Source organism: Bacillus sp. 0209A, assembly GCF_036765095.1.
Lineage (GTDB): Bacteria > Bacillota > Bacilli > Bacillales > Bacillaceae > Bacillus > Bacillus subtilis_G.
In genome coordinates this window covers 237,296-259,918 of sequence record NZ_JBAIZV010000002.1, presented here as the reverse complement: position 1 = coordinate 259,918, position 22,623 = coordinate 237,296, and the positions used below count along the sequence as shown (strand labels likewise).

The 22,623-nt window shown below is 46.7% G+C and carries 21 protein-coding genes and 1 riboswitch; of the genes, 6 read left to right on the top strand and 15 right to left on the bottom strand.

Annotation, left to right across the window (positions count from 1 at the left end; genetic code table 11):
- Positions 1-6: 6 nt before the first annotated feature.
- The 4 genes from yxlE to sigY are packed head-to-tail and all read right to left on the bottom strand — an operon-like array spanning position 7 to position 1,244.
- Positions 7-195 carry a sigma Y negative regulator YxlE gene (yxlE, locus tag V6D44_RS06525; protein ID WP_003218770.1) on the bottom strand — a complete coding sequence of 63 codons (189 nt, stop codon included), beginning with the start codon at positions 193-195 and terminating at the stop codon, positions 7-9.
- On the bottom strand, positions 192-398 hold the full coding sequence (yxlD, locus tag V6D44_RS06520) for a sigma Y negative regulator YxlD (protein ID WP_253268672.1): 207 nt from the start codon (positions 396-398) through the stop codon (positions 192-194). The genes yxlE and yxlD overlap by 4 nt, the downstream gene beginning before the upstream one ends.
- Complete coding sequence (locus V6D44_RS06515; protein WP_253268673.1) at positions 395-715, bottom strand: YxlC family protein; 321 nt, start codon at positions 713-715, stop codon at positions 395-397. The genes yxlD and V6D44_RS06515 overlap by 4 nt, the downstream gene beginning before the upstream one ends.
- Positions 708-1,244 (bottom strand): RNA polymerase sigma factor SigY, encoded by a 537-nt coding sequence (gene sigY / locus V6D44_RS06510; RefSeq protein WP_253268674.1) that lies wholly within the window; start codon positions 1,242-1,244, stop codon positions 708-710. Before sigY ends, V6D44_RS06515 begins: the two co-directional genes overlap by 8 nt.
- A gap of 210 nt (positions 1,245-1,454) precedes the next feature.
- Here sigY and V6D44_RS06505 point away from each other — a divergent pair, with 210 nt between their 5' ends.
- Positions 1,455-2,828, top strand: a complete 1,374-nt coding sequence (locus V6D44_RS06505; RefSeq protein WP_253268675.1) for a purine-cytosine permease family protein — start codon at positions 1,455-1,457, stop codon at positions 2,826-2,828.
- A 12-nt stretch (positions 2,829-2,840) separates the two neighbouring features.
- Here V6D44_RS06505 and V6D44_RS06500 read toward each other — a convergent pair whose 3' ends face one another.
- From V6D44_RS06500 to cydA, 5 genes are all read right to left on the bottom strand, one after another.
- Positions 2,841-3,671 (bottom strand): NAD(P)H-hydrate dehydratase, encoded by an 831-nt coding sequence (locus V6D44_RS06500; protein WP_087993243.1) that lies wholly within the window; start codon positions 3,669-3,671, stop codon positions 2,841-2,843.
- An 84-nt stretch (positions 3,672-3,755) separates the two neighbouring features.
- Positions 3,756-5,483, bottom strand: a complete 1,728-nt coding sequence (gene cydC / locus V6D44_RS06495; RefSeq protein WP_087993244.1) for a thiol reductant ABC exporter subunit CydC — start codon at positions 5,481-5,483, stop codon at positions 3,756-3,758.
- Positions 5,480-7,183 carry a thiol reductant ABC exporter subunit CydD gene (gene cydD, locus V6D44_RS06490; protein WP_202327859.1) on the bottom strand — a complete coding sequence of 568 codons (1,704 nt, stop codon included), beginning with the start codon at positions 7,181-7,183 and terminating at the stop codon, positions 5,480-5,482. Before cydD ends, cydC begins: the two co-directional genes overlap by 4 nt.
- Positions 7,183-8,196 carry a cytochrome d ubiquinol oxidase subunit II gene (gene cydB / locus V6D44_RS06485; protein ID WP_202327858.1) on the bottom strand — a complete coding sequence of 338 codons (1,014 nt, stop codon included), beginning with the start codon at positions 8,194-8,196 and terminating at the stop codon, positions 7,183-7,185. Before cydB ends, cydD begins: the two co-directional genes overlap by 1 nt.
- Positions 8,183-9,586 carry a cytochrome ubiquinol oxidase subunit I gene (gene cydA / locus V6D44_RS06480; protein ID WP_087993246.1) on the bottom strand — a complete coding sequence of 468 codons (1,404 nt, stop codon included), beginning with the start codon at positions 9,584-9,586 and terminating at the stop codon, positions 8,183-8,185. The genes cydB and cydA overlap by 14 nt, the downstream gene beginning before the upstream one ends.
- A gap of 555 nt (positions 9,587-10,141) precedes the next feature.
- Here cydA and cimH point away from each other — a divergent pair.
- The 3 genes from cimH (at position 10,142) to V6D44_RS06465 (ending at position 13,570) form a co-directional block, all read left to right on the top strand.
- A complete protein-coding gene (gene cimH / locus V6D44_RS06475; RefSeq protein WP_202327857.1) occupies positions 10,142-11,494 on the top strand; it encodes a citrate/malate transporter CimH in 1,353 nt (450 codons plus the stop codon).
- Positions 11,495-11,617: 123 nt separating this feature from the next.
- Positions 11,618-13,306, top strand: coding sequence for a M56 family metallopeptidase (locus tag V6D44_RS06470; RefSeq protein ID WP_333516365.1), 1,689 nt, complete (start codon positions 11,618-11,620; stop codon positions 13,304-13,306).
- A 57-nt stretch (positions 13,307-13,363) separates the two neighbouring features.
- Entirely contained in the window at positions 13,364-13,570 is a 207-nt protein-coding gene (locus V6D44_RS06465; protein WP_253268677.1) for a hypothetical protein, read from the top strand.
- A 210-nt stretch (positions 13,571-13,780) separates the two neighbouring features.
- Here the strand turns inward: V6D44_RS06465 and V6D44_RS06460 are convergent, their stop codons facing one another.
- The 4 genes from V6D44_RS06460 to V6D44_RS06445 form a co-directional block, all read right to left on the bottom strand.
- The gene (locus V6D44_RS06460; protein WP_253268678.1) at positions 13,781-14,620 is read right to left on the bottom strand and encodes a polysaccharide deacetylase family protein; all 840 of its coding nucleotides are present in this window, start codon (positions 14,618-14,620) and stop codon (positions 13,781-13,783) included.
- A gap of 99 nt (positions 14,621-14,719) precedes the next feature.
- Complete coding sequence (locus V6D44_RS06455) at positions 14,720-15,448, bottom strand: ZIP family metal transporter (RefSeq protein ID WP_289348744.1); 729 nt, start codon at positions 15,446-15,448, stop codon at positions 14,720-14,722.
- Between the two features lie 100 nt (positions 15,449-15,548).
- Positions 15,549-16,646 (bottom strand): maltodextrin ABC transporter ATP-binding protein MsmX, encoded by a 1,098-nt coding sequence (msmX, locus tag V6D44_RS06450; RefSeq protein ID WP_087993252.1) that lies wholly within the window; start codon positions 16,644-16,646, stop codon positions 15,549-15,551.
- Between the two features lie 119 nt (positions 16,647-16,765).
- A complete protein-coding gene (locus V6D44_RS06445) occupies positions 16,766-17,659 on the bottom strand; it encodes a PucR family transcriptional regulator (RefSeq protein WP_087993253.1) in 894 nt (297 codons plus the stop codon).
- A gap of 184 nt (positions 17,660-17,843) precedes the next feature.
- Between V6D44_RS06445 and V6D44_RS06440 the strand changes: the two genes are divergently transcribed.
- Positions 17,844-19,301 carry an aldehyde dehydrogenase family protein gene (locus V6D44_RS06440; RefSeq protein WP_087993254.1) on the top strand — a complete coding sequence of 486 codons (1,458 nt, stop codon included), beginning with the start codon at positions 17,844-17,846 and terminating at the stop codon, positions 19,299-19,301.
- A 41-nt stretch (positions 19,302-19,342) separates the two neighbouring features.
- On the opposite strand, the gene V6D44_RS06435 is transcribed toward V6D44_RS06440, so the two are convergent.
- Positions 19,343-20,179 carry a YitT family protein gene (locus tag V6D44_RS06435; protein ID WP_087993255.1) on the bottom strand — a complete coding sequence of 279 codons (837 nt, stop codon included), beginning with the start codon at positions 20,177-20,179 and terminating at the stop codon, positions 19,343-19,345.
- 69 nt (positions 20,180-20,248) lie between these two features.
- Positions 20,249-20,351: riboswitch (guanidine-I (ykkC/yxkD leader) on the bottom strand.
- Between the two features lie 276 nt (positions 20,352-20,627).
- Between V6D44_RS06435 and V6D44_RS21080 the strand changes: the two genes are divergently transcribed.
- Positions 20,628-21,557: a zinc ribbon domain-containing protein gene (locus V6D44_RS21080; RefSeq protein WP_442893319.1), complete on the top strand. Its 930-nt coding sequence runs from the start codon at positions 20,628-20,630 to the stop codon at positions 21,555-21,557.
- Between the two features lie 33 nt (positions 21,558-21,590).
- On the opposite strand, the gene galE is transcribed toward V6D44_RS21080, so the two are convergent.
- Entirely contained in the window at positions 21,591-22,613 is a 1,023-nt protein-coding gene (gene galE / locus V6D44_RS06425) for a UDP-glucose 4-epimerase GalE (RefSeq protein ID WP_289348748.1), read from the bottom strand.
- Positions 22,614-22,623 lie beyond the last annotated feature (10 nt).

Below are 22,623 nucleotides of genomic sequence, written 5' to 3'. Positions count from 1 at the left end.
GCCCGCTCACCTTTGCTTTCTGCCGACGGTGAAAAATAAAATCGGCCCGATAATATTGATACATACGATGATTGCAGCCCACATCCACTTTGGCCCGTTTGTCCGCTCTTCTTTTATACAGCTGATAAGGGCAAACACCGCCAAAACCAACTGCAATACAATCAGCGGCAAAATCATTTCCCAAGAAATATTCATTGCTTAATCCCCCTTTTCTTCCGGTCCGGCTTAATAACAAAAAAGTAATAGCAAATCAGAGGCATCGGCGCTTGAATCAGCCCGACAATTCCCCAGACCCATGCCATGCGATTTCGTTTTTTCGCATCAATAAATAAAAAGATTCCCTGCGCTAATACGATGAGATAAGCCGCAGCCGTTATGATCATTTCTGTTTGTGTCATCGGCGCTCCACCTCGCATTCCCCGAGCTGTCTTTTTTTCTCGTTCACAATCAAGATCGGCAGGGTAGCAAGCACACAAACCTGAAGTACGATAAACACAGCGGGAGCTTGAGTGAATGCCAGGATTGCCGCACTCACAACCATCAGCGCGCAGAATACAAATAAGATGATCTCTTTTAGCAGTTTTCTTCTGCGTTCAGCTTTCATTAGTGACAGCTGGTAAAGCAGTTCTTTTTGATTCGGTATAGAGGGATTGGCTGTTTCATCAATTTTCTGCAATTCTGATTTTAAATGAAGAGATCGCTTTTCTTTATTCATCGTCCCACTCCTTTCTGATTTGCTGGAGCCCTTTATGCACTCTTGACTTTGCAGTGCCTTCTTTGATTTGAAGCATCACTCCGATTTCGGCGTAGGTATAACCGTAGTAATGCCTTAATAAAACCGGCGTGCGCAGTTTAGGGTCCAGCTTTGAAAACAGATCGAGCGTTTCGCTCCACTCTGCCCCTTTCGACGACACATCCCACTTGATCTTGCGGATTGCTTCCTCCGTAACCGCCTGATTCCGTTTCCATTCTCTCTTTCTCTTTTTCTGGTGATCGAGATAGAGCCGCGATGCAATAGAGATCAGCCACGTGGAGAATTTGGAACGGCCTTGGAAGCTTCTTAAATGAATGTACCCTTTCAGAAAGGTTTCCTGTACAAGTTCTTCGCTGAGATCAGGGTGAAGGGAAAGCTTTAACAAATATTTGTATAAAAAAGAATAATGATAGTGGAAAAGGGCTGTAAACGCCTCATCGTTTCCCTCTTTCGCCTGCTGAATCAGCTGCTGTTCTTCACATGTATCCAATGGCCGCGATCCCCCTTTTTTTGTTTTTCTGCCTTATGAGACGACACCGGATTCGAAACCGTTCAGCTTTTTTACAATTCTATTCAGCTATTGACAGATCAGGCTTCTCGGACGTTTGGCTGTACATCCGCATTTGTAAACCCCCTCATAGTCTGCTAAGCTATGTCTTTATGTCGATTTTAAATAACATCCAATATGGAGGACGATGCATTGAAAGTAGAAAGGCGAACGATTGAACATATTCCGAATGAAGAAAGACATGGTAAAGCGAAAGATTTATTCCCCGTATGGTTTGGGGCTAATATGCATATCACCACGTTAGTGACCGGTACTCTTCCCGTGGCAATGGGACTTAATCTGTTTTGGAGTGTTGCCGCTATTATTTGCGGAACCTTAATCGGTGCCATATTTATGGCGTCTCATTCCGCGCAAGGCCCTCAGCTTGGCATCCCGCAAATGATTCAAAGCCGTGCCCAATTCGGCGTAATCGGAGCGATTCTTCCCCTCTTCTTAGTTATGTTTATCTACCTTGGTTTCTTCGCAAGCAGCACGATTCTGGCGGCCGGAACCTTAAGCAGCTTTGTTCCCATCCCGGGATCATGGAGCATTATAGGCTTAAGCGCCGCATGTTTTTTACTCACCATTTTCGGTCATGATTTGATTCACAAAATGCAAAAAATCCTGTCTTGGACCTCTTTTGCCGTATTTTTTGCTGCAACGATACTCATTTTCCAATTACCGATTCCGGCAGGCAGCTGGATGCCCGGGACGATCGACTTGCCCGTTTTCTTGGTGGCAGTCAGCGCCGTAGCAACTTGGCAGCTTGCCTATGCGCCTTATGTCGCCGATTATTCCAGATATCTGCCAATTAAAACACCGGCGTCCCAAACGTTTTGGTACAGCTACGCAGGAACATCTGTCAGCTCCATCTGGATGATGCTGCTCGGCGCGCTGCTGACCACGGCACTTCCTGATTTTACGACAAACTCAGGGACCCAGATTGTGCAATTGTTCGGTCCCTTCTCGTTCATTATGCTGATCATTGTTTTATTTGGCCAGATGGCGATTAATGTCTTTAACTTGTATGGAGCTTTTATGTCCACGACGACTACGCTTGAGCCGTTTCTGAAATTAAAAGTCACACCGAAAATCAGAATCATCATGATCCTTGGCGTCACCGTCGTCGGAACAGTCCTAAGCCTTCTCGGGCAAAGTAATTTTATGGAGCTGTTTTTGAATTTTATCTTTTTTATCAGTTATTTCTTAATTCCATGGACGGCGATCAATTTAGTGGATTACTACTTCGTCCGCCACGGGAACTATGAGGTCAAAGCGATGTTTGATGTCAACGGGCCATATGGAAGAGTCAATTGGATCACAACGATTGCTTTCATTCTGTCCATCTTGTTAGAAATTCCGTTTATCAATACATCCTTTTACATCGGGCCATTGGCAAAAATGTTTGGCGGCGGGGATATTGCATGGATTATCGGCTTAGCCGTGCCTTCTGTTCTATATTATGTACTCATGAAACCGCGCCTGAAAAAACGAGCGGCTTATCAAGAAAAGCTGTCTTCCCTATGAAGACAGCTTTTTTCATTCAAATCGTTTCCACACACGAGGCAACATGTCAGAGAGCTCGTGGGCGAGCAGCGTATGAGCAGAGTGTTCGTCAGTCCAAAGCTCGGCGCATGCACCGTGCAAGTATACGGCATTTAATACGGCATGTTTCGGGTCTTTGTGGCAGCAAAGCATGCCCAATATCATTCCCGTCAGTGTGTCGCCGGTTCCGCCTTTGGCGAGTGCCCCGTTTCCGGTCGGATTGCTCCAGCAGTCGCCATCGGGAAACGCGATGATGGTTTGATTTCCTTTTAACACGATCACCGTTTGCAGCTGAACCGCCCACTCCTTGGCATATTCTTCTCTTTTATTTTGCAAGTCTTTCACCGGAACCCCTGTCATTCGGGAAAACTCACCTGGATGCGGCGTAAGGATGACGGGCGCCTTCCGTTTCGGATACGTGCGCTTTGTCAGCGCCCCGGCATCCAAAATAACGGGGCAATCCTTCTCAAGGACTTGATCAACGGCCTGCTGCACCCTCTCTGTTTGCGGAAGCCCCGAACCGATCGCAATTGCCCGGTACGTCTCTTCAAGGCGAGAGCCCGCCGCTTTTTCCCAGCCGTCACGCCAATACGTGGCCTCCGGCAGAACCGGAACGATCAGCGGGATCACGCTTTCAGACGTGCCGATGACAAGCTTGCCGAGACCGCTCCGCATGGCACCAAGCCCGGCTAAAAGCGCTGCGCCCGGCATGTCGTCGCTTCCCGCCAGAAGCAATGCGGTACCGTACGTGCCTTTATGGCTCTCCGCATCTCTTTCAGGAAGCGAGGCCCTCACATGCTCCTCCGTCCAAATTGGAATATTCATCTCTATCCCTCCTCTGCTTTCTCTTCCTATTTTTCCTGTACCTTTTCTATTTCAAACAAAAAAAGACAGCCTTAGGGAGCTGTCTTATTTCACAGGAACATCAAGATGATACAGGCGGCGATACCGTTCGTTTGCCGCCAGCAGTTCCTCATGCGTTCCTTCCATTTCTGTTTTGCCGTTTTCGAGAAACACAATTTTATCCGCCGCTTCCACTCCCGCGAGGTGGTGCGTAATCCATAAAATCGTTTTTCCTTTCAGTACGTCAAACACCGTATTCATTAGTTCGCGTTCTGTAATGGGATCGAGTCCGACTGTCGGCTCATCGAGGATGATGATCGGCGTATCCTGCAGCAAAATCCGGGCGAGTGCGATCCGCTGGCGCTCCCCTCCGGAAAACCGGATGCCGGTTTCCTGAACAGATGTATGATATCCGTCAGGCAGTGACTCAATATAATCATGCAACTTCACCTGCTTTGCAGCACGGCGCACATCCTCGTCGCTTGCGTCGCCATTTCCAAGCCTGATGTTGTTCAGAATGCTTGTATCAAACAGATGAGGTTTTTGATTTAACACAGCTACCGTATCAGCAATCTGATCCTTTAACAGCTCGGTCTCCACTCCGTTTAACGTCACAGATCCTGAATCCGGCTTTAAGGCGCCCTCGATTAATGCGAGCGACGTTGATTTCCCAGACCCGCTCCGGCCGAGCAGCGCCATTTTTTCTCCTTGGCCCAGCGTAAAGGAAAAGCCGTTCAGCACTCGGCTGCTGTTATCATAAGCAAACGCCACATCACGAAAGGACAGTGTGACATCTTGGAGATCGAGCGTTTCAGCCGCTGATTCTGTTTGTGACGCTTCCGTTTGAGGGGCTACCTTGTTCATGCGTCTGATGGAATCCTGATAGCTGGGCACTTCGCCCAAAGCATCTGAAAGCGGCAGAAAGGCTTCCGTCAAAGGGAACACCACTAGCACAAAGGCCGCAATCATCGTTTTGGCGAGTTCGCCGTCTGCATGCTGCCCCGCCGTCCAAAACAGCATCAGCAAAATGAGGCCCGCGACAAAGCATTGCGCGGCGAAATCCCGCCATCTTGTGAAGCGCTGTTTGTTCCGTTCAAGCTCAAACCAAGCATGTTCTTCTTTTTCATAGGAATCAATAAAAGCATGCCGGCGTCCGCTGAACATCCAGTCGCTGACACCCATCACGGCATCTGTCAGCCGGCTGTACAGCACATTCCGCCCGCTTTTCAGCTTCGCATTCTTCGCTCTCGTCACGAGCAAAGACACAACCGGAAACAGTATAACAAGAACAAACAAGTAAAGCGCAAGCAATATGGCAAACGGCCAAGAGAAGAAGCCAAGCGCGATTACTGAAACAGCATACAGAAGCAAGGCCGAGATCGCAGGAAAAATCGTTTTTAAGAAGGCATCCTGCAAATGCTCAATATCCTCCGACAAAATGCCGAGCATATCCCCCGTGCGAAATCGGGAACGCAGCATCAAAGCACCCGGCTCAAGCATGTTGTAAAGGCGGACGCGCATGTCGGACACGATTTTTAAAATGATGTGATGGCCGACAAGGCGTTCCGCATATCGTGACACAGACCGTGCAATCCCAAAGGTGCGCACAGCGACAATCGGCACATAAATGAGCAGGATGTTTTCCGGCCTTGTCGCCGCCTTCGAGATCAAAAATCCTGAGGTGAACATGAGAAAAGCAGCAGAAAAAATCGTCACCGCTCCCAACAAGATAACCAGAACGAAAAGGCGGGCATTTTGCTTGATATACGGCAGAATCCATTCTTCTTTCTTCATGCTCTTTCCCCCAGTTGCGCCTTCACCAGTTTGGTGTACACACCGTTTGTCGCCAGCAATTCATCGTGAGTCCCGATTTCTGCAACCCTGCCCCCGTCAAGCACGATGATTTCATCCATATCGAGCATCCAGTGAAGGCGGTGTGTCGCGAGAAAGACGAGCTTATCCTCAAATAAATCCAGCATCGTTTCTTTTAATTCATATTCTGTTTCGATATCAAGATGGGCGGTCGGCTCATCCAGCAGCAGGATTGGGCGGTTTCCCAAAAAGGCACGGGCCAGTGCGACACGCTGAGCCTGGCCGCCGCTGAGCGCCCGGCCGCCTTCCCCGATCCGTCCCTCTAATCCGTCCGGAAGTTTGTCCACCAGCTCCGTCAGTCCCGCCGAGGCAGCGGCGCGGGCTGTATCCTCGGCCGACGCGCTTGGATGGTAAAAGCGAATGTTGTTCGCCAGCGTGTCATCAAAAATGTACGGATGCTGCGGGATATAAAGGAGGTTTTTCTGCCAGCTTCCGTCCTGCAAGTGGGACCGGCTTGAGCCATTGACCTCGATCATACCGTCATCAGGCTCCAAAAATCCGCCAAGGACATCAATGAATGTTGATTTCCCGGCACCGCTTGCACCGATGATGCCGATTTTTTTCTTGCCTTTCAATGACAAATCAATATCGGACACCGACCGGCCGACTGACACGCCGGACACTTTCAGCTCATCCTGTTCGGACCACGTCCCAAGCTGAAGCGGCGCCTCTTTTTTAAAACCAGGCTGCGACAAAATCTCTTGAATGGTTTTGCCTGCTTCCTGTCCGTTCAGCGTTGCATGATAATCATTCCCCACTTCCCGCACCGGCAGAAAATACTCAGGTGCCAGAATGAGCGCCGTTAAGGCGGGACCAAGCAAAATATCTCCGTCAATAAGGCGCAGGCCCAAAAACACTGCAACTGTCGCCACTGACAGCATCGTGAAAAAATCGAGGGCGAATGAAGATAAAAATGCCACCCGAAGTGTGCTCATCGTTGCTTTGCGATACCGCTCACTAACGTAGAAAATGTTTTTGCTGTGCGACTTGCTCAAACCTAAAAAACGCAATGTCTCCAGCCCGCGAAGAGAATCAACAAAATGATTGGAAAGTCTCTGATAGGATTTCCACTGGCGATCCGCTTTTCTCTGCGCGACAAGGCCGAGGAGAATCATAAAGATGATCAGAATCGGCATCGCAGCGGCTAAAATGACGGCTGACGTGCGATCCTGAAAAAACACATAAATGACAACCGCCGCCGGCACAATCGCCATGCTGACCATTTTCGGCAGAAACAGCTCCAGGTAGCGGCGGAACTGGCTGATGCCTTCCATCGCCAGCGTCACCATTTGCCCCGTCCCCTCTTTCTTTGCAAAGCGGGGACCTAACCGGAACAGCTGATCAAGAAAACTCTTTCTCAAATCGGCTCCTGTCCGGGCGGCATATTGATAGACGATTTTCTGGCGTGCCACCGTCACCCCGTGCCGGGCGACAAAAGCGATGAGGAAAAAGCCGATCACCGGAAACAGGGAGGCCATGCTCTTCCCGTTGAACAGTCCGGTTACGGCTTCACTCAGCCACTCTGCCTGCATAATAATGGCAGCTGTCTGAATCAGCGTTAAACAAGTAATCACGGTGAGAATCCGCTTCATTCCTTTATATCGAAACAGGTCTTTTCCCATTAATAAGTCATAGGCTCCTTATGGCTGACGCGCTTCCGGAAGACATAATAGCTCCAGATCTGACTGCCGATTACAAACGGCAATAGGGTTAATGCCGCAATTGACATGACTTTAAGCGAATAATCACCGGAAGAAGCGTTAGCTACTGTTAAATCGTACGCGCTTTGAAGCGAGCTGACCATGACCCGAGGGAATAATGAAATAAAGATCATTCCTACAGTCAGCGCCAGCCCCGCGCCAGTCATCCCAAATGTCCAGCCGTCTTTTTTCTTACGGATAAAGACAGCCGCGAGCATAAAGCAGATGACAATCAAAACAACGAGCGGAATGGTTATCTCGCCGCGGCGTGTAAACATGTCTGTCTGATAGGCAGAAAGAGCCGCGAAAGCTAGAACCACTACAAAAACAACACCCATTATCTTTTGCGCCATGTTCCGGGCGCGGTTTTGCAAATCACCGATCGTACGCAGCGTGATAAACATTAATCCGTGCTGGAAGCAAAGAAGTGTTACAGTCACACCGCCAAGTACAGAGTACACATTGAAATAATCGGATACTTGCGCGTGAATGTTCATATCGGCATCAATCGGCATCCCGCGGAATAATGTCGCGAACAGCACACCAAGCACAAACGGAGGAATCAGACTGCCGAAGAAAACGACCCAGTCCCAAACCTTTACCCATTTTAAATGATCAACCTTGCCGCGGAATTCAAACGCGACCCCGCGGCCTATTAATGCAAGCAGCACAATGACAAACGGAATGTAATAACCGCTCAGCATCGTTGCATACCAGTTCGGAAATGCCGCGAAAATGGCGCCTGCACCAGTCAAAAGCCATACTTCATTCGCATCCCAAAACGGTCCGATCGTGTTGATCAGCACTCTGCGTTCTAATTCATTATGGCCAAGAAAACGGGTCGCCATGCCGACCCCGAAATCAAAGCCTTCTAAAAAGAAGAAACCTACAAACAATACAGCAACGAGTATAAACCAAAGATCATGAAGAGACATGGTATACCTCCTGACTAAATGGATCTGTTGATACAGGAGCATCATGATGATCACCATGCTCCGCGCCTTTTTTAATTTCACGGACGAATAAGAAGGCAAGCAGCGCCCCCAGAATCAAGTACATCACACCGAACGCGATGATTGAGAATAACAGGGAGCCGGCTGTTACGTTAGGCGACACAGATTGAGCGGTTGTCATTAAGCCCATAACCGTCCAAGGCTGGCGTCCGATTTCTGTCATAATCCAGCCCGCGGAGTTCGCAATAAACGGGAAGGAAATCAACGCGATCATGATGCGCAAATACCATTTGCTGTTTTCAAGCTTTTTGCGGCGGTTTAACCAAAGGCCGCCTAACGCAGCAAGAATCATGACAACACCTGCGCCAACCATGATGCGGAAGCTCCAGAATGTCGTTTTTACAGGCGGAATGTAGTCGCCTTTTCCGTATATTTTTTCGTACTCAGCCTGAAGTGTTTTCATCCCTTTGACACTTCCGCTGAATTTTTGATACGCCAAGTAGCTCAAAGCATAAGGAACTTTGATTTCATTTGAGCTTTTTTCATTTGTTGTATCAATCGTGGCAAAAGCCGTCCAAGCAGCAGGGTCACCGCTGTCTTCCCAAAGGCCTTCGCTGGCAGCCATTTTCATCGGCTGTGATTCCATCAAGTGCTCAGCCTGCGCGTGTCCGCTAAGTGCGACGCCAAGACCGGCACAAAGGCCGACAATCATTGCGAGTTTAAAAGATTGTTTGAAAAACGGCACTTCTTTTTTCTTCAATAGTTTAAAAGCACTCACTCCGGCGATAAAGAAAGCCCCGGTGGCAAGCGCACCGAAAATGACGTGCGGAAATTCAACCCAAAGCTGAGGGTTTGTAATCAGCGCGGCAAAGTCGTTCATTTCCGCGCGGCCATTTTTGATCGTAAAGCCGACAGGCTCCTGCATAAAGGAGTTCGCGGTTAAAATCCAGAAAGACGACATAATCGTTCCAAATGATACGAGCCAAATGCAGAGAACGTGAATTTTTTTCGGCAGGCGGTCCCAGCCGAAAATCCACAATCCGATAAAGATCGATTCCATGAAAAACGCCAATAATGCTTCAATCGCAAGCGGAGCGCCAAATACATCTCCGACAAAACGGGAGTAATCAGACCAGTTCATTCCAAACTGGAATTCTTGCAAAATCCCCGTTACAACACCGACTGCAAAATTGATTAAGAATAAGTGTCCCCAAAACTTTGCCATTTTGAGGTACAGCTCATTTTTTTTCACAAGATAAAGAGTCTCCATCAACGCAACCATAAACACAAGCCCAATAGACAACGGCACAAACAAGAAGTGAAACAATGTTGTTGATGCAAATTGAATGCGGGCTAAAACTAATTCACTCATGCTTTCTCCTCCATTTCCGGTTAAAAACTGCATTTTGCTCACTATTTCACAAATAAAAGCGATACTTTGATCACCAATTCACAAAGCAGACGAAAAAAATATTTGTTCAATATTTCACAAACATGTCAAAAAATCATTCAATATGATTCCTGATTGCCAGACTGATCAAATGACACATTCTCTTACTGGTTCATATTAAGTACTTTACAACGATTTATTTCAAAAATAAAGACCAAAATACCTAAAAAGTCCCGCACTGTGTGACGGATTATTGTCTATTTTGTTGAGGATTTATGACGGATGCTAGGATAAATGACCCTTTATTATCGTACATCAACATTTCGTTCCTTGCGAATAAAATGCTTGTCCGTCACCAGCCCTCGCTTCTCAGCACTCCGTCATAGACCGTTTTTAGTCGGAATGCCTCTTTCTATTTGAACCGGGAAGATTTGAAAACCTGAATAGTAAATTTTTAATATATTAAACATTTCAATTTTTTAGTATAATTCATGTAGTGAACAATTTCACTGCATCAAGAATAGGGGAGGTTTTTCAATGGGAGAGCTTCAAACCCAAATGCAATTGCAAACGGATACAATTCACGAAGGGGTTCGAAAAGAGAATTGGTTTGCGAGAGCCATGAATATAAAAGTAGGCATTATACCGCTTCCTGTGTATGCCTTGCTGTTTATATTAATCACTGTTTTTGTTATGCATCACGATGTGAAAAGTGACATCTTGACATCCATTGCCGTCATGGCTTTTTTCGGGTTTACCTTTGCCCAAATCGGTAAATCGATACCGATTGTTCGTTCTATCGGCGGCCCAGCCATCCTAGCTACTTTTATTCCGTCCGCTGTCGTCTACTATCACCTGCTGCCTAATGATATCGTCAAATCCACCACAGAATTTACAGAAAACTCAAACTTTCTATACTTATTTATCGCTGGGATTGTCGTCGGAAGCATCCTCGGCATGAAAAGAGAAACACTCATAAAAGCATTCATGAAAATCTTTATTCCGCTTATTGCCGGTTCTGTCGCAGCCGCTATTGTCGGACTGGCTGTCGGCACATCGCTCGGGCTCGGATTTCAGCACACATTGCTGTACATCGTCATCCCTATCATGGCAGGGGGTGTCGGAGAAGGCGCTATCCCGCTGTCCATCGGTTATTCTGACATCATGCCGATGTCTCAAGGGGAAGCGTTTGCACTTGTTCTGCCGTCGATCATGCTGGGCAGTCTGTGCGCGATCATTCTAGCGGGATTGCTGAACAGAATCGGTAAGAAAAAACCGGAATGGACAGGCAACGGCAAAGTGGACCGATCTGAAGAAGAGTCCCCTGCGCTGGAAGAATCGCAAAGCGGACAGCAAATGTTCAACCTTTCCTTATTTGCGTCAGGCGGTATCCTTGCTGTTTCTTTATACTTAGTCGGCATGCTCGCTCACGACTTTTTTGGATTTCCGGCACCCGTTGCCATGCTGTTACTGGCTGTTCTGATTAAGCTGTTCAGATTGGCGCCCGCCTCAATTGAAAATGGCGCGTTTGGGGTGTCCCGCTTCTTTTCAACCGCTGTGACCTACCCGCTGCTCTTTGCGATCGGGGTGTCCATGACGCCGTGGGACAAGCTTGTCGCCGCCTTTAATCTCAACAACATCATTACGATTCTGTCTGTCGTTGTGACCATGATGGCCGTCGGCTTCTTCACCGGAAAGTGGCTGAACATGTATCCGATTGAGACCGCCATTATCAATGCGTGCCACTCAGGACAAGGCGGCACCGGGGACGTCGCCATTTTAAGCGCCGCAGAAAGGCTTGAATTGATGCCATTCGCCCAGGTGTCTACCCGAATCGGGGGAGCCATTACAGTGTCCTTAACCTTATTGCTGCTTCACCAGTTTTATTGATACACCGCAAGCAAGTTCTTCGTCAAACGAAAGAGCTTGCTTTTTTTACATATTCCTGTTTTTGCAAATTCCCGCGCCATGGTATAGTAATAGTTGGAAATACCAGATAGAAAGGACTCTAGCATGCCTATGGGAATAGATCTATTTCTCGTTATGATTCTCGGGCTGGGATTATATTTTATATCAGCCCTGGCAGCAAAACTCATTCCGTTCATAGACTTCTGGATTGACATCGTTCTTTGGGTTTGCGCTGCTGTTTATATCTTCTCTCATCAATCATTCATGGACGGCATTGTCTCGATCGCGACAATGTTTTACTGTTATTGGACCGCAATGGATCTCACAGTGTCAGAACGTGCGGAAAAACCTTCGGGAGACTGGCAGGAAATCGAGCTTGCCAGAAACAAAACACGCCTCCTGTCAGACATCATGCTGACCGCCGTTGTGTTTGCGGGCGCCATTATTTTTTTCATCTATGGACCTGATCCAAGCGCTCTCAAATATGTGATCCTTTTCGGCATGATCTCCGGCGGAGGAGCACTTGTAAAACGAATATGGAATGTTTTCAGTGTAACCGTTTTGTATTCGGCGTCCTTAGAAAAATTGCACATCAGCTCGCGTTATGAAACCCGTACATACCCGCTTTCCGATTTGAAAGACATCCAGCTTGAATCAACAGCCGATCTCTTAAAGCTCCATCCGCTTCTGACGATGTATTCATCTCGTGTAGATTTGACAACAAGCTTTCAGCAAGTCATCAAACTGTCCCTTCCCGGTGAAACGCTGTTTCTGACAGTGAAGGAACCGCAAAGATGGAAAGCGATTCTCCGGGAATACACAGACGCGGAAAACAACGAGGACACTGTGATTTCTGTTTTGCCGTTTTATCATAGAAAAAATGTGAAGCGGCTGCTTGGGAAGCTTTATTTTGCCGCCAGCGTAAAAGGCGTGTCAGCTTACGCCTTACTGGTGCTCGCATTATACGGATTGCAAACCTCTCCATGGGTCATGGCCGTTGCCGTGATGTTGTACTGGATTTTCAATATGTACCTGTCAGACATTGTTTTGCGGGCGGCAATGGATGCCAAGCCTTGTCATCATCCGCATGTACAGACAGCGGCCGACAAAATTTTCCGCAAAGCCGGCATTTCCCATGTCCGCATATACGAGACGGAGAGTGATGATTACAACGGAATGGCAGTCGGCATGAATGTCGGAAGGTCAATGGTCATTCTGACAAGCGCCACACTAACACTTCCGCAGCGTGTCATCGAAGGCATTGTGGCCCATGAAGCGATTCATATTAAAAAACGTGACGTTTTGTCATCACAGCTTTTGCGTTTTCTATATCTTGGAGCCGTCGTTGGGATCATCCTCTTATTTGAGCAGCATATCGCCCATCCCGCGGACCATAAAGTGGCGCTTTGGGTTTTCATCATGGCAATCATCATCCTGTTTCAGCTCTATCAATCCTTTTGTTCACAATGGATGGAGGTGCGCGCTGACAACCTTGGCGCCTCACTGCTGGAAGACGGGTACAAACAAATGGCGGAAGCATTGAGGATCTTGGCGGTTCGGCAGGATGAGGATATACAGAAACAAAGCGCCTACAGCTCTGAAGCAGATGAGGACGAGCTTACCATTGACTCTCTCTCCCGTGATAAAAGCTGGCTTTTCAGATTCATTGATTTTCAGTTCGCACCTCATCCCCCTATGTATTGGCGTGTCAACACGTTATTGTCAAACAAAGGACACGGGGTGTTGAAGCGCTGGTTCAGAGACCGGCTGAAGGAATCGATTTCTCTGAAATGAAACCGGCCAGCGTTTCGTTCGTATAACAGATATGGTGAGAAAAGGGAGTGACCAGAAGTGATTGTGATTATCTTATTCATTATAGCGATTATTGTTTTCGTTTCAGTCGTACAGCCAAAGCCCTTGGAAAACAAAAGCCGCCAGCATGCGGACAGCGGGTTTTTCGGGGGTTATTCAGACCATGGCTCGCACCATAACGGAGGATGCGGCAGTGACGGCAGTTTCAGTGATTCCGGCTGCGGAGGAGGAGACGGCGGCGTTTAAGCGCCGCCTCAGATTGTTGACAACATCCTAAAACGGTTTAGTTTTAGGATGTTGTCATCTTTTCAGCGTGGTTGAAAACCCTTGAAGTCTAGGAAAGGCGAGCATTGGAGCGGAGCGAATGTCCTAATTCGTGAGCACCAACGCACAGGCTTAACAACGAATGCAAGGGTTTGTCGACACGCTGCGGCGGCGTTTAAGCGCCGCCTTTTTTTATTTCATCGACTCAATGTATGCGCCAAAAGCCGCACCTGACATGCCCGGAGACACGCGCACTCGGTGGAGGGCGTACATACCCTGGTCTCTCGATGCCGCGCCCGGTTCTGTCGTCACGCCCATTTGATAGCCCGTTTCTTCGGCTGCCTTCAGCGTCTCCTCATTGTAGCGCCCTACCGGGTAGCTGATGATGGAGGTTTCTTGATGAAACATGTTGTCAAACAGCTTTTTCGAATCAGCCATCTCATTGTACTGCTGTTCAGGCGATAACCCGTTCAGTTCAAGGTGGTCAATTGTATGGCTTTCAATCGATACGCCGTTCTGCGCCATTTCTTTCATTTGGTTCTCTGTCAGATGATGTTGATGTCCGATCGATTTGCCGATCATAAAAATCGTCGCCTTCATCCCGTACTTTTTCAGCACCGGATACGCGTCCTGATAATTGTCGGTGTATCCGTCATCAAACGTGATCAGCACGCATTTCTCACTCGGCTTTTTATCCTGCGTCAGCATAAGGTACGCCTCTTTCGGCGTTAATGTCTGATAGCCGTTATCTTGCAGCCATTTCATATGCGCTTCGAATTCTTCCTTCGGGACACGGAGGCTGTTTCCTGAGGAAATGCTGTGGTACATCAAAATCGGCAGCTTTGCCGGTTTCTCTGTTTTGATCCATGCGGATGTATCGTCCTCTTTTTTCTGAACATGTATTGTCTTTTCTTCCGGTTTCTTTTGTTCCGCTTTCGGCATCTGCTGCTCCGCGTTCGCCTCTTGATCAGCGCAAGCCGCCAGAGCCGAGCAGCTTCCCAAAAGAAAAATGCTTAAAATCAATTGTTTCATCGTTCTCCTGCTTTCTGTCTATTTCTTCCTCCTTTTTCATCGGTTTTTTTCTGAAATTTTCAAGCAAAAAAACCGGACATGGAAGTATGACCGGCACATTTAAGAAAACTGATTCAAAACCAGCGAGGTTAACAGCCCAAGTGCAGCGATTAAACCTGTCATTGGACCGCTGTCTTCGTACGCCTCGGGCATCATCGTCGACGCAACCATCGCAATGATTCCCCCGCCCGCAAACGCCGCGATTGCTGACATCACTTCTTCAGAAGCACCGTTTAGAAAGAAATAACCTGACCATGAAGCGAGAATTGAAATCACGAGCACTGCGGCCCAAAGCAGCAAAATTTTCGTTCTGGTATACCCGCTGCTTTTCATTCCTGTTGTACTGGACAGCCCTTCAGGTATATTGCTGATAAAAATAGCGATCACCAAAAGGAAGCTGACCGATTGTTCTTCGAGAAGACTGGCGCCAATCATAATCGATTCCGGGACAGCGTCCATGACGGTGCCGATAAAAATGGCGATTCCTCCTCCGCCGGCAGCTGCTTGTCCCGATCTTTTTCTATGTGACGCGCCTCTTTTAGAAACCGCGTAATCAAAAATCGTAAAAACGACCGCCCCTGCAATAAATCCGGCGCCCGTCGACACCATCCCGCCTTCTGCCGCTGCATCCCCAAGAAGTTCGTAAGCAGCCGCGCCAATTAATACCCCTGTGCCAAAAGCCATAATATAGCCGATGATCTGTTTGCGAATCGAAAAAAACATGGACGCCAGCGCGCCCAGCAAAACAGCAGAGCCTGAGATCCCGCCCCACATTGCCGCATGCCACATCTCTATCTCTCCTTTCTTACCAACCACTACCCGCTGCGGTTTTTTCTGTAAACCTTGGAGCGAAAAAAAACCGGACATGTCTCCATGTCCGGTTTAGAACTTAGCGAATTCTCACTTCTGTCTCACTGTCAAAGAAATGGCTTTTATTCATATCAAACGCAACCGTCAGCTCATCACCTGATTGAATATCGAGACGGGCGTCAATCCGCGCAATAAAGTCTTGGTTTTCGATCTGCGAATAAATCATGATTTCTGAACCAAGCAGCTCTGCGACATTGATTTTCGCTTTAATCGAAGAGTTCTTATACGATTCCACGACAATCAATTCATCATGAATATCCTCAGGACGAATGCCGAAGATGACTTCTTTGCCGATATAGCCCTTTTCACGCAGCACTTTCATTTTTCCTTCCGGCACGGTTAATGCCGCAGAACCGATTTTGATGACGCCTTCCGTCAGCTTTCCTTTGAAAAAGTTCATCGCTGGTGACCCGATAAAACCGCCGACAAAGACGTTTTCAGGGAATTCATATACATCCTTTGGCGTCCCGATCTGCTGGATTTTTCCGTCTTTCATGACCACGATCCGTGTCGCCATCGTCAGCGCTTCTGTCTGGTCATGCGTCACGTAAATCGTTGTGGTTTGCAGTCTCTGGTGGAGCTTAATAATTTCCGCACGCATTTGCACCCTCAGCTTGGCGTCCAGGTTCGACAAAGGCTCATCCATCAGGAACACCTTTGCATCCCGCACGATCGCCCGTCCAAGCGCGACCCGCTGTCTCTGTCCGCCTGACAGCGCTTTCGGTTTGCGGTGCAAATATTCCTCCAGCCCGAGAATTTTAGCGGCTTCCTCTACTCTTTTTTTGATTTCAGGCTTCGGCATTTTCCGAAGTTTCAGCCCGAATGCGATATTATCGTAGACCGTCATATGCGGATAGAGCGCGTAGTTTTGAAAGACCATCGCGATATCCCTGTCCTTTGGCGCTACATCATTTACCCGTTTCCCCTCAATATAAAAATCGCCTTTTGAAATTTCTTCAAGTCCTGCCACCATCCGCAGCGTCGTTGATTTCCCGCAGCCGGACGGGCCGACGAATACGATAAATTCCTTATCGTCAATGTGAAGGTTAAAGTCATCAACAGCCGCTTCCTTCTGCTCATAATATTTATAAATGTGCTCCATCCGCAATTCAGCCATCTTGATTCCCCCTTTATCATTGTAAACGCTTTCCTCACTTGAGTGTAACAGCATTTCCATATCACTGATATGGGCAGTGTTCATAAAATCAACCAGCCATTTTCGTGCATATTTCCAATTTATTCTGAACTTTTGCTTTGCAGGCAGATAAAATAGGCGAGCAGCGCGCCTTTATATGTTTTAATGTCTATCCCTGACCGCTCAACAAACTTGTCAATTCGATATTGCAGGCTGTTGCGGTGCAGATGCAGCTGTTTCGCCGTTAACGTCACGTTTGAGTTGTTTTCAATAAAGAGCTTGATTGTCTTTCTCAGCTCAGATTCATTTTCAAATAAAAGCTCAGCTTCTTCAGAGAGCAGCGTTTGCAGCTTTTCTTTTTCTGTTTCTAATAATAAAAAAGGAAAGATCATGTCAAAGGTCACACTTTGCATCTGAGGCAGCCGCTTTTCAGCAAAGAGGAAATACGTCTGTTCACGGGCGTAATGAGTACGGAGACTCTCATCCGGTTCATAAAATCTCCCGGCGTAAAAACGGACACTGAAGTAGAAATCACTCTCAAGAACCTTAGCAAGCGATTCAAGTTCGTCCTTCCCCGCCGCCGCTTCACTTTCCTGCTCGACAATCACGCCTCTGTCCTCATGCATCCACACAATCACAAAAGACACCGGCCAAAAATGACGAACAGCTTCCGCAAATGACGTCCGCTCTATATTACCGATCAAATGAAAATGAACAAATCTCGTTCGCTTCTTTATATCCGCCGGCACTTCCCCTCTAGAAAAAAGAAACGCAAACCACTTGTTTTCTTCCGCCGACTTCAAAGACATTTGATTGACCTCATCCGCAGGCGTCAAAAATGACTGCAGCAGCATTATTTCTTTTTCGCTAATCTCTGTTTTTGGAATGGAGATATATCTCTGACTGTTCTCATCAAAAAAACATAGACAGCCTTCCTGTACGCAAAGCTCTTCAGACACAATCGAACCGGGATAAATAGCCAGCAGCGATTTCATATGGTCTCCTCTCTTTATGTAAGGATCTGTATATCCAGTATAAGGCGAAACACTCATGTTCTCCAATAAAAAAGAGTATATCCGGCACAGCAGACGAGAAACTGAAAGGGAAAACCGATTCGTTTACATGTCGGTCTCAACGGAAATAGAAGAGTAATGCAGGACCAAAGGAGGATGATCATCAATGGCTTTAGAAGCGTTAAACAAAAGTTTTATCAACGGAAAATGGACAGAAGGGGAAAGCGGACGTACGGAGGATATCTTGAATCCATACGACCAGTCTGTGATTACAACAGCATCTTTGGCAACAAGCAAGCAGCTGGAGGATGCGTTTGACATTGCACAGCGGGCGCAAAAAAAGTGGGCCAGGAGCACAACAGAAGATCGAAAAGCAGTTCTGCAAAAAGCGCGAGGCTATTTACAGGAAAACCGCGATAACATCATCATGATGATCTCCCGCGAAACTGGCGGAACGATCATTAAAGCCACGATCGAGCTTGAACAAACCATTGCGATTTTAGATGAAGCCATTACGTATACCGGCGAATTAGGCGGCATCAAAGAGGTTCCATCCGACATTGAAGGGAAAATCAACAAGATTTACCGCCTTCCGCTCGGCGTGATTTCATCGATTTCTCCATTTAATTTTCCGATGAATTTATCAATGAGAACGATTGCGCCTGCGATTGCGCTGGGAAACAGTGTTGTTCACAAGCCTGATATCCAAACCGCTCTTTCCGGCGGAACCATCATTGCGAAAGCGTTCGAACACGCCGGCCTTCCTGCGGGTGTCCTTAACGTCATGTTGACGGACTTAAAGGAAATCGGAGACGGCATGCTGACAAACCCAATCCCAAGATTAATCAGCTTTACAGGATCAACCGCAGTCGGGCGCCACATCGGTGAAATCGCCGGGCGCAACTTCAAGCGAATGGCCCTTGAGCTCGGCGGCAACAACCCATTTGCCGTCCTTTCCGACGCGGATGTCGATCGTGCCGTAGACGCAGCGATTTTCGGGAAATTTATTCACCAGGGACAGATATGCATGATTATCAACAGAATCATCGTTCATCAAGATGTGTACGATGAATTTGTTGAAAAATTCACCGCACGTGTCAAAGAGCTTCCGTACGGCGATCAAACCGATCCGAAAACCGTAGTCGGACCGCTGATCAATGAGGGCCAAATCGAGAAAGCGCTGGAAATCATTGAGCAGGCAAAAGCAGATGGCATCGAGCTTGCGGTTGAAGGAAAACGCGTCGGAAACGTACTCACACCGTATGTCTTTGTCGGCGCCGACAACAACAGCAAAATTGCCCAAACAGAGCTGTTTGCCCCGATTGCCACCATTATCAAAGCCTCCAGCGATCAGGAAGCGATTGACATGGCAAACGATACTGAATACGGGCTCAGCTCGGCAGTTTTCACTTCTGATTTAGAGAAAGGTGAAACGTTCGCCCTGCAAATTGACAGCGGCATGACCCATGTCAACGACCAGTCTGTCAATGATTCACCGAATATCGCCTTTGGCGGAAACAAAGCAAGCGGTGTCGGCCGCTTCGGAAATCCGTGGGTGGTCGAAGAGTTTACCGTAACGAAATGGATTTCGATCCAGAAGCAATACCGCAAATATCCGTTCTAAACGAACAAATCCCTCTGCATCAAGTGCAGAGGGATTTTTCTTTATTTCGATATATCAACAAACCCTTCGCCAAACACATCACGTACGTCATGCACGATCACAAACGCTTTTTTGTCACAGCTTCTGATGATTTTCTTCAGCATAGACAGCTCTTGTTTGTTAATGACAATATATAAAATCTCTTTTGACTGGCCTGTATAGCTTCCCTTCCCTGATAAAATCGTCACACCCCGATCCATCAAGTTATTTACCTTCTCTGAAATCTCACTCTTATGTTCTGAAATGACCGTAATGGCTTTTTTCGTATTCAAGCCTTCAATAATAAAGTCCATCACTTTCGTACCGATATACAGCATCACGATCGTGAACATCATTTTTTCCGCGCCAATGATAAAGTAAGAGCTAAATACCACGATTAAATCAAAAAACAATAACGCATAGCTAATATTCCAATCTAAATATTTATTAGCGATTCTGGCCAAAATCGCAGAGCCGGCTGTCGTCCCCCCGACCCGGATAATCATTCCGATCCCGACTCCCGCAAAAACACCCGCGAAAATCGTATTAATGATCAATTCATCAGACGGAGTGCTCCACCCATGTGTCAGATGGAGGAATAGCGAATTCGCCGCAACAGCAATGATGGTATAGACCGTGGTTTTACCGTCTAGAAATTTGTAGCCGATTAAGAGCAAAAATGCATTTAAAATAAAGTTTGTCACACCGGGAGACCATTGAAAGATATAGTATAAAATCAGCGTAATCCCAGTGACCCCGCCTTCCCCAAGGTCATTGGGAATCGCAAACAAATTGACCGCAAGCGCGAAGAAAAAAGCGCCAATCACAAGCATCAGCACATCAAGCATTTTCTTTTTCACCACAAAACACTCCTTCTCCAGATAGTATCAACAAAAAAGCCCAGGAGTACGCTCTCGCAAAAGAGCAGAAACTCCTGGGCTTTTATCCCACCGTGTCATAACAGCCGGGCTGTTATGTGTTTTCTCTCGGTCACAGTCCAATATGCATTGCGGAACCCTAGAAAACCAATGTTTTTATCCTATCATTTTTTCTTTCCAATATTAGCATTATAAGGGACGGTTTGAATTGGTTCAAGAGGTATTTGCGGAGATTTATTCAATAAATTAAGAGAAACAAAAAAGATCATCAGCTGTTAATAAATGAAAGATTCGGTCGATATGATACAAAGTACCTTTTTGAACAGATATAAATTAAAAGGTTTTTTCCAATTTATCATTGACTGCATGAAAATATATAGGCAAAATAGAACATATATTTCAAGAAATTAATTACTTAGGAGGAAACATAATGTCAGGAAAGCTACTACACTGTAAAGCTTGCGGCCAAGAGATTGCAAAAGGCGTTAAGAAATGTCCGAATTGCGGTAAAGATCAACGTAACTTTTTTATGAGGCATAAAATCATTACGTTTATTCTAGCGATGGTAGTCATTATTATTATTATTGCGAACATCGGAAATAGCGGAGACTCTCAAGCTTCTACTACAACCAGCTCCGACTCTACAAAGTCAACTAAAACAGTACAAAAGACTGATATCGAAAAACTGTATACTAATGCCGATCAATTTAAAAATTATAAAGTCGATCTGTATGTAAAAGTTTTTGACGTTGAACAAGACGACGATGGTACATATCTTCAGGGCTATAATAATCCGGAAAAGTTAAGCAAAAATACTCTTATTATGATCGACGACCCTGATTTAGATATTAAAGATGACGACATTATTCATGTAGTAGGTACGGTGAAAGACAAATATGATGGTGAAAACGCATTGGGCGGATCAGTTTCAGCCCCTAGAATCATTGCCGATTCCATTGAAAAAAGCGACTATGCAACAGCTTTCGCCCCAGCTCAAAAAACAATTAACGTAGATAAAACACAGAACCAGCACGGATTTGCGCTCACACTTCAAAAAGTTGAACTTGCGGAAAAAGAAACTCGCCTTTATGTAAAGATAGAAAACAAATCACAAGATGAAATCAGCTTTTATGACTTCAATGCCAAAATTACAGCTGATAATAAACAGATTGAGCCTAAATCCGACCTTTCAGAGTATCCTGAAATTCAAAGTGAAATCTTACCGGGGGTTAAAACTGAAGGGATTATTGTCTTCCCTAAAATCGAAAGCAAAACAGCAAATATTATTTTAGAAGGTTCTTCCGAAAACTACGATATTACAATTAACCCATTTACATTTGAAGTAAACTTGGATCAATAAAAGAAGGGCTGGGGAAACCTCCAGCCCTTTTGTTTATGATTTTACACTCTTATACCCATTCACATTCAAAGACTGCCATCTCCAGGAGTCGGCACACATTTCCTCAAGGCCGCGTTTCGCTTCCCAGCCCAGTTCCCGCTTGGCTTTTGCAGGATCTGCGAAGCAGGTCGCGATGTCTCCAGGGCGGCGGTCCGCAAAACGGTACGGAACCTCTTTCCCTGACACTTTTTCAAAGGCTTTGACCATTTCTAGCACGCTGTAGCCTGTGCCTGTTCCGAGGTTGTACGCATCGGCTCCTGTGGTGTTCAGTACTTTTTCCAGCGCTTTGACATGGCCTTCTGCGAGATCAACGACATGAATATAATCGCGTACGCCTGTCCCGTCTTTTGTCGGATAGTCATTCCCGAATACGCTTAATTGCTCCAGCTTTCCTACCGCTACCTGCGCTACATATGGCATGAGGTTATTCGGAATGCCGTTCGGGTCTTCACCGATTCGTCCGCTTGGATGAGCGCCGAACGGATTAAAGTAACGAAGCAGCGCAACGCTCCACTCATTGTCGGCTGTATACAAATCACGCAAAATTTGTTCCAGCATGAGCTTTGTCTGCCCATAAGGATTGGTCGCACCTAATGGGAAGTCTTCGGTAATCGGCGATGTTTCCGGAACGCCGTACACCGTCGCGGATGAACTGAACACGATTTTCTTGACGCCGTATTTCTCCATGACCTCACATAACATAAACGTTCCCGTCAGGTTGTTATGATAATATTTGAGCGGAATCGCAACAGATTCACCGACCGCTTTTAACCCCGCAAAATGAATCACAGCTTCAATTTCATTTTCCGCAAAAACAGAATCTACCGCTTCCCGGTCCAATAGATCCGCTTCATAGAACGTTACATCTTTTCCTGTAATCTCCTTGACGCGGTTCAGCGCCTCAGCCGAACTGTTGGACAGATTATCTAGAACGACAATCTCATAGCCGCTGTTTAATAATTCAATACATGTGTGGCTCCCGATGTATCCCGCTCCGCCTGTTACAAGTATTGCCATGATGAATAAC